We start from the raw sequence: 6791 nt of genomic DNA on the forward strand, positions 1-6791 counted from the left end.
AATTTTACAGTTAGTTATACAAACATTACTCCTATTTTACCAAAAAATCAATGGAAAGTGTTACATCATTCACAATCTTGAGTACCTCTCCTTGCTACTCTCATCGTATATAAGATACACTTATTTTATTGGGGTGAAACGACATGATTCTCATGCAATTAAATCAATTAACGAAACGCTTTGGCGCAGAGTTAATTTTAGAAAATATTAAATTAGATGTACAAAACAATGATCGGATTGCCATTGTTGGCAGAAACGGTTCCGGAAAAAGTACCTTGCTTAAAATGATGGCAGGTGAAATGGCTCATGACACCGGTGATATTTTTAAACCGAAAGAAGTGACCATGGGCTATTTAGCTCAAAATACAGGTCTCCAATCCAACGATACGATTTGGAATGAAATGGAGAATGTGTTCTCTCATTTGAAAGCCATTGAAAAGGAATTACGTTCAATGGAAGCAAATATGGCCAGCCCTGACCTTTTAGAAGATTATGAAGCTTATCAGAAACTGTTGAAATCATATGATGATAAACAAGATTACTTCAAATTGTCGGGTGGCTATCAGTATGAAGCCGAGATTAAGGCTGTCTTAAATGGGTTGAATTTTCATAACTTCGACTGGAGTACACCTATTTCTTCATTAAGTGGTGGTCAGAAAACTCGTTTAGCTCTCGGAAAGCTGCTATTAACGAAGCCAGACGTACTTATTCTCGATGAGCCGACCAACCACTTAGACATTGATACCCTATCCTGGCTTGAAGGTTACCTATCAGGTTATCAAGGAGCAGTTGTTATCGTATCGCACGACCGTTACTTTTTAGACAAAATTGTTAACACAGTATACGAAATTGCTCATCAGGGATCCAAAAAATATACTGGTAATTATAGTGATTATTTAAAGCAAAAAGAAATTGATTATGAACTTGAACTTAAACATTATGAAAAGCAACAGAGCGAAATTAAACAAATGGAAGAGTTCGTTCAGAAAAACATCGTCAGAGCAACTACGAGTAAACGTGCTCAAAGCCGTCGTAAACAGCTAGAAAAAATGGACAAGCTTGATAAACCCAAAACGGAACAGCAATCTGCTAAATTTAGTTTTCAAATCGAAAAGAAAAGTGGCAACGATGTACTAAAACTTAGAGACTTAGCCTTTCAGTATCAAGTCGATACCCCTTATTTATTTGATCAGCTAACTATCGATATACAGCGTGGCGACTCCTACGCCCTCGTCGGACCGAATGGAGTAGGAAAAACAACGCTACTCAAAACAATAATTGGTGAGTTACAAGCCGCAAAAGGCGAAATGAAAATTGGTACTAATGTACAAATAGGCTACTATGATCAAGAACAAACGAAACTAAAGTCAAAGAAATCCGTGTTGGACGAACTTTGGGATGACTATCCTTACAAAGATGAAAAGGATATTCGAACCATCCTCGGTAACTTCCTTTTCTCAGGGGAAGATGTACTTAAACCAGTATCAGCATTAAGTGGTGGAGAAAAAGCTCGCTTATCCCTTGCTAAACTAATGATGCAAGAAGCTAACTTCCTCGTATTAGACGAGCCTACAAACCATTTGGATTTAGACAGTAAAGAAGTTCTTGAATCTGCACTTATTGACTATCCGGGTACACTGCTTTTCGTTTCCCACGACCGATATTTCATCAATAAAATTGCTTCTCAAGTTGTTGAAATGAGCCCAGAGGAATCACGGGTATTCTTAGGCGACTATGATTACTATGTTCATAAGAAACAAGAGGAAGCAGAATTATTAGAAATAGAGGAAAACGAGAAAGCCAAATTAGAAACCAACGAACAAGATCATGAGACAAAAAACAGTTTTCAACAAGATAAAGCTCTAAAAAGTGAAGAACGTAAACGCAAGCGCCGAATCGAAGAAATTGAACAGGAAATCGAACAACTAGAAACACAAATTGAAGAAAATGATGCTCTCTTATGTGAACCTTACATTTATCAAGATCATGAAAAATCTCTGCAACTTACTGAAAACAATTCCACCAACAATCAACGAATTGAAACATTGATGGAAGAGTGGGAAACTCTAGAATAAGACCAATCAACCAGCCATTTCTGCGAGCCTGCGTAGATAGCGGCTGGATTTTTTTGGGTGCATATAGTCGTATGTAAGTTATCCTATCTATCCACAAGGTTTTCAACAGATGTGAATTAGTTATATCAGTTCTCAACAAGTTTATTCACACTGTCCACAAAAAATCGTTTAGTTATCCACAATTTATGAGAGCGTTTAACAATTAGATACATTAGGTATGTCCTTGACTTATCCACTGAATAAATATACATTTGTGTATAACTTATTAACCAAAAAAAAGCTCCCTTTTCCATTTAAAAGGGAGTTTCTTTCATCGTATTTCTCATTCCATACTGTTCTAAATCAAGACCTGGATTCGCATTTAAATCATACCCTGCACGATGACCTTGTCGATAAGCTACAGCCCCTGCTGAAGCAATCATTGCAGCATTATCTGTACATAAGTGTAAAGGGGGAATAAGTAATTGTATATCTTCGTTCTCAAATTTCTCATGAAGTACCTTACGCAACCCTCGATTAGCCGCCACGCCACCAGCGACAATTACTTGTTTAACACCATAAGCTTTCGCTGCTTGATATGCCTTTGTGGATAACACATCAATTACACTCGCTTGAAAACTTGCTGCTACATCCACAGGTAAAATCTCTTCATTTTTCTGTTTCGCATTGTGCAGCTTGTTGATAACTGAAGACTTCAGTCCACTGAAGCTAAAGTCATAGGAACCATCTTCTAGCCAAGCTCTTGGAAAATCAATCGATACTTCCCCTTCACTTGCCAATTGATCGATTTGGGGTCCACCTGGGTAAGGAAGATTCAACGTACGAGCTACTTTATCATAGGCTTCTCCAGCAGCGTCATCGCGTGTTTCCCCAATCACTTCAAAGGAACCATGCTCTTTCATCAAAATTAGTTCGGTATGACCTCCAGAAACTACGAGAGATAATAAAGGAAATTCAAATTCTTCCTCTAGCCTGTTGGCGTATATATGCCCAGCAATATGATGGACACCAACAAGCGGTTTCTGCTTGGCAAAGGCAATCGCTTTTGCTGCATTCACACCTACTAAGAGCGCTCCTACAAGGCCGGGACCTTCTGTAACGGCAATGGCCTCAATATCATCAATCGTTAACTGTGACTGTTGTAAAGCCTCTTCTAGTGTAACCGTAATTTGTTCAATATGATGACGTGACGCAATCTCAGGAACAACCCCACCAAATCGTTTATGGCTTTCAATTTGCGAAGCGACAACATTTGTTATTAACTCTCGCTCGTTTTTTACAATAGCTACGGCTGTTTCATCACAGCTTGTTTCGATCGCTAATATATACTGATCTTGACTCATTTTAACCCCACCCACATGACCAATGCATCTTCCCCATTGTCACTATAGTAATTTTTACGAATGCCCCCTGGCACTAATCCGAATTTTCTATATAAGTACTGGGCTGCTGTATTGGATACGCGTACTTCTAAACTCAGTTGGATAGCCCCCATTTCAATCGCTTGTTCAAAAGATTGACGAAACAGCTGCTCACCATATTTCCGCCCACGATAATCTGGATGGATCGCAATATTAGTAACATGGGCTTCATCAATGATTAACCAAAGTCCACAGTAGCCAAAAATTTCATCATCTTCTTCAATTACTAAATAATGAGCGTATGGATTTTCCCCATTCACTTCATTAGAAAATGTCTCCCTCGTCCATGGAACAGCAAAAGTAGCCTGCTCCACTTGGAGTACCTGTTCTATGTCATCAACTTGCATTTTTCTAACTTGTATCATTTACTTATTCTCCTGCTCAGCCAACCACTTAGCCTCAGCCTCAGGTATTCTTAAGTAATTAGGAATAAGATCATGAATAAAGCTTGGCTCTCTTTCTGACGCAGCAAGAGCAAGATAGGAGGGCCTAGCATAATGATAAGCTGCACCTGGAAATACGGCATGTTTTCCGAGAGTTTCCTTGATAACCTCTTTATGAAGCTCCAAATCTTGACTTAAAAACAAAATCGGTTGATCGAGGTCATGTAAAGAATCCAGCCAATCCGTCATGAGCATATTCGTTTCCTTTTTTACATGGTTCATTTGAGAGTCATATAATCCTGTGTATACTAGACCTCTTCGGGCATCGAAAAACGGACAAATTAACCCGCTGAAGAGACGTCCTTGGCTAGCCAAAGCCTCCAAGCTTGATATCCCTATGACCGGAATATCAAGTGCCCATGCCATCGTTTTAGCTGTCGTTAAACCGATCCTTACTCCCGTATACGAGCCAGGTCCATGAGCAACTGCAATCCTACTTAAATCTTCAGGTTTAGTCTGTGTATCCATCATGAGCTGATCAATGGCAGGCATCAAACGGATTGAATGATTCTTTTTTATATTCGTTACGTACTCACCTGTCACGATTCCAGACTTTACAATAGCAATACCTAACACATCATTCGACGTATCGATAGCTAATATATTCATTGGCTCATCTCCTTACAAACTTGTTCAAAATGAGGAGAGTGAGCATATAGGCTGATTTTTCTCGACGCTTCACTCATGGACTCAATCGTCAGTTCTAAACGCTGCTCGGGTAAGTAATCGTATATGAACTGGGACCATTCCACAACGGTTATGCCTTCCCCATTAAAAAACTCTTCGAAGCCTAAATCTTCATCACTATCTTCCAATCGATAGACATCCATATGATAAAAAGGCAACCGTCCCATGTATTCTTTAATTATAGTAAACGTTGGGCTATTCACTGTTCGTTTCACTCCTAAGCCTTTTGCTAGTCCTTTGGTAAAAGTCGTTTTCCCTGCACCTAAGTCACCCTCTAACGTCAACACGTCCCCAGGCTCTAGAAAGCCCGCAAGCTTCTCTGCAAATTGCATCGTATCCTCTGTTGAATGAGTCACGTATTCTAAAGATTCCATATTAATCACGTTCCTCTTGCAAATGGGTATACCCCGATTTATTTAAAATTGATTTTTCACCGTTTTTTACCATGTAAACACGTCCCTCTTGATCGACGCTTTCTTTTACCACACCAATAGGAGTAACAACTGTATTCGTTTGTTTGGCAATCTCTTGGACTTTACTCCAATCCTTTTCAGAAACAGTTCCTAGCAGCTCAAAGTCTTCTCCTCCTGAAAGAATCCACTCTTCATACTTGTCAGGAAATAAGGTAGCTACGCTCGGAGAATAAGGAACTTTCTCAAAATCTAAATGTAAGTCAACAGCTGATGCCTCAGCAATCTCATTAGACTCGTTGGCAATTCCATCACTCACATCATTTAAAGTCACGCGCTCGAGCACCGTTAATTTTTCAGCAAAATGGACACGTGGACTAGGCATACGGTGTCGCCCCATCAAAAAAGGCTCATCTTGACCAGTAAGTATACATTCAAGACCAGCCCTCGCATCACCAAGGGTGCCCGTAGCAAAAACGATATCACCTGCTAGGGCTGAATTACGATAACGGGCCATCCTCTTAATAACATAACCAAAAACAGTAATAGAGACACACAGTTCTTTTCCAGATACCGTATCTCCTCCTATTAAATCCATCTGATACTTATCAGAAAGTTCCTGCATTCCTCTATAAAGTTCAGATAGCTCTTCTTTATTCCAACCCTTAGGAACCACAAGGGAGACTAAATAAAAAGCAGGTGTACTGCCCATAGCCGCTAAATCACTCAAGTTAGCAGCTAGTGCACGATAACCCACATGATAGGGGGTCATTGTCTTTTTAGAAAAATGCACTTCTTCTACCATCGTATCAACAGATGTAACAATATCTTGAGACGTTTGTCTAAAAACCGCAGCATCATCATTTATTCCTTTAATAAGGGACGACTGACGATATCCTGTAGGTTGAATTGATTTAATAAATGAAAACTCATCCATAATTAAACATAACTCCTTCCATGGGGAAACATAAGGTGACATAAACAAGCAAGAAGAATATACAAACCTTAATAAGGGTCTGATTGTTCATTCATGTAGGATATATCCATTATACCAAGGAAGGATATGAATTTAAAAATGAACAAAACAAAAGCCTTAGGAATAAATCCCTAAGGCTGTAATTTAAAGTGTAATGGCGGTCCGGACGGGACTCGAACCCGCGACCTCCTGCGTGACAGGCAGGCATTCTAACCAACTGAACTACCGGACCAATTAATTATGTATACTTTTAAAAAGTCTATAAAACTACGAATTTCAACTTCAGATGAGTTGAAATAAATTGGTTGCGGGGGCAGGATTTGAACCTGCGACCTCCGGGTTATGAGCCCGACGAGCTACCGAACTGCTCTACCCCGCGATATTGTGGGTTAATTGCTATGAATTTCCCATAAAATGAAACAATGTGGCAGCGTCCTACTCTCACGGGGATCGACCCGACTACCATCGGCGCTGAAGAGCTTAACTTCTGTGTTCGGCATGGGAACAGGTGTGACCTCTTCGCCAACACCACCACATCATTTGTTTATTAGGCACAAGAACTACTATATCATCCTTTAAATATAAAATCAAGAGGAAAATATATTTTTCATGAACCCTCAAAACTGGATAAGACATCGCATGTCATCAAACAAATAAACGTTTTTCACGATCTGTCCAGTTATGACACCTTGGTAAGGTATCATAACTTTTCTTTGAAGATAAGCCTTCGATTGATTAGTATCCGTCAGCTGCACGTGTCACCACGCTTCCACCTCGGA

Annotated in this window: 6 protein-coding genes, 2 tRNA genes and 1 rRNA gene; 1 reads left to right on the top strand and 8 read right to left on the bottom strand. The window is 39.7% G+C overall.

Annotation, left to right across the window (positions count from 1 at the left end; all coding sequences use genetic code 11):
* The first annotated feature begins 143 nt into the window (after window positions 1-143).
* On the top strand, window positions 144-2075 hold the full coding sequence (locus ACFQIC_RS15660; protein WP_204710148.1) for an ABC-F family ATP-binding cassette domain-containing protein: 1932 nt from the start codon (window positions 144-146) through the stop codon (window positions 2073-2075).
* A gap of 293 nt (window positions 2076-2368) precedes the next feature.
* Here the strand turns inward: ACFQIC_RS15660 and tsaD are convergent, their stop codons facing one another.
* The 8 genes from tsaD to rrf all read right to left on the bottom strand — a co-directional run bounded on the left by tsaD (window position 2369) and on the right by rrf (window position 6548).
* Entirely contained in the window at window positions 2369-3418 is a 1050-nt protein-coding gene (gene tsaD, locus ACFQIC_RS15665) for a tRNA (adenosine(37)-N6)-threonylcarbamoyltransferase complex transferase subunit TsaD (protein ID WP_204710149.1), read from the bottom strand.
* Window positions 3415-3861 carry a ribosomal protein S18-alanine N-acetyltransferase gene (rimI, locus tag ACFQIC_RS15670; RefSeq protein ID WP_204710150.1) on the bottom strand — a complete coding sequence of 149 codons (447 nt, stop codon included), beginning with the start codon at window positions 3859-3861 and terminating at the stop codon, window positions 3415-3417. The genes tsaD and rimI overlap by 4 nt, the downstream gene beginning before the upstream one ends.
* Window positions 3862-4548 carry a tRNA (adenosine(37)-N6)-threonylcarbamoyltransferase complex dimerization subunit type 1 TsaB gene (gene tsaB, locus ACFQIC_RS15675; protein WP_204710151.1) on the bottom strand — a complete coding sequence of 229 codons (687 nt, stop codon included), beginning with the start codon at window positions 4546-4548 and terminating at the stop codon, window positions 3862-3864. It lies immediately after the preceding gene.
* Complete coding sequence (tsaE, locus tag ACFQIC_RS15680; protein WP_204710152.1) at window positions 4545-5000, bottom strand: tRNA (adenosine(37)-N6)-threonylcarbamoyltransferase complex ATPase subunit type 1 TsaE; 456 nt, start codon at window positions 4998-5000, stop codon at window positions 4545-4547. The genes tsaB and tsaE overlap by 4 nt, the downstream gene beginning before the upstream one ends.
* A 1-nt stretch (window position 5001) precedes the next feature.
* Window positions 5002-5973: a thiamine-phosphate kinase gene (thiL, locus tag ACFQIC_RS15685; protein WP_204710153.1), complete on the bottom strand. Its 972-nt coding sequence runs from the start codon at window positions 5971-5973 to the stop codon at window positions 5002-5004.
* Between the two features lie 194 nt (window positions 5974-6167).
* Window positions 6168-6244 (bottom strand) — tRNA-Asp (locus ACFQIC_RS15690).
* A 70-nt stretch (window positions 6245-6314) separates the two neighbouring features.
* Window positions 6315-6391: transfer RNA gene (locus ACFQIC_RS15695), tRNA-Met, on the bottom strand.
* A 43-nt stretch (window positions 6392-6434) separates the two neighbouring features.
* A 5S ribosomal RNA gene (gene rrf, locus ACFQIC_RS15700) occupies window positions 6435-6548 on the bottom strand.
* Window positions 6549-6791: the final 243 nt, after the last annotated feature.

It is taken from the genome of Halobacillus seohaensis (assembly GCF_042663045.1).
Classification (GTDB): Bacteria; Bacillota; Bacilli; order Bacillales; family Halobacillaceae; genus Halobacillus_A; species Halobacillus_A seohaensis.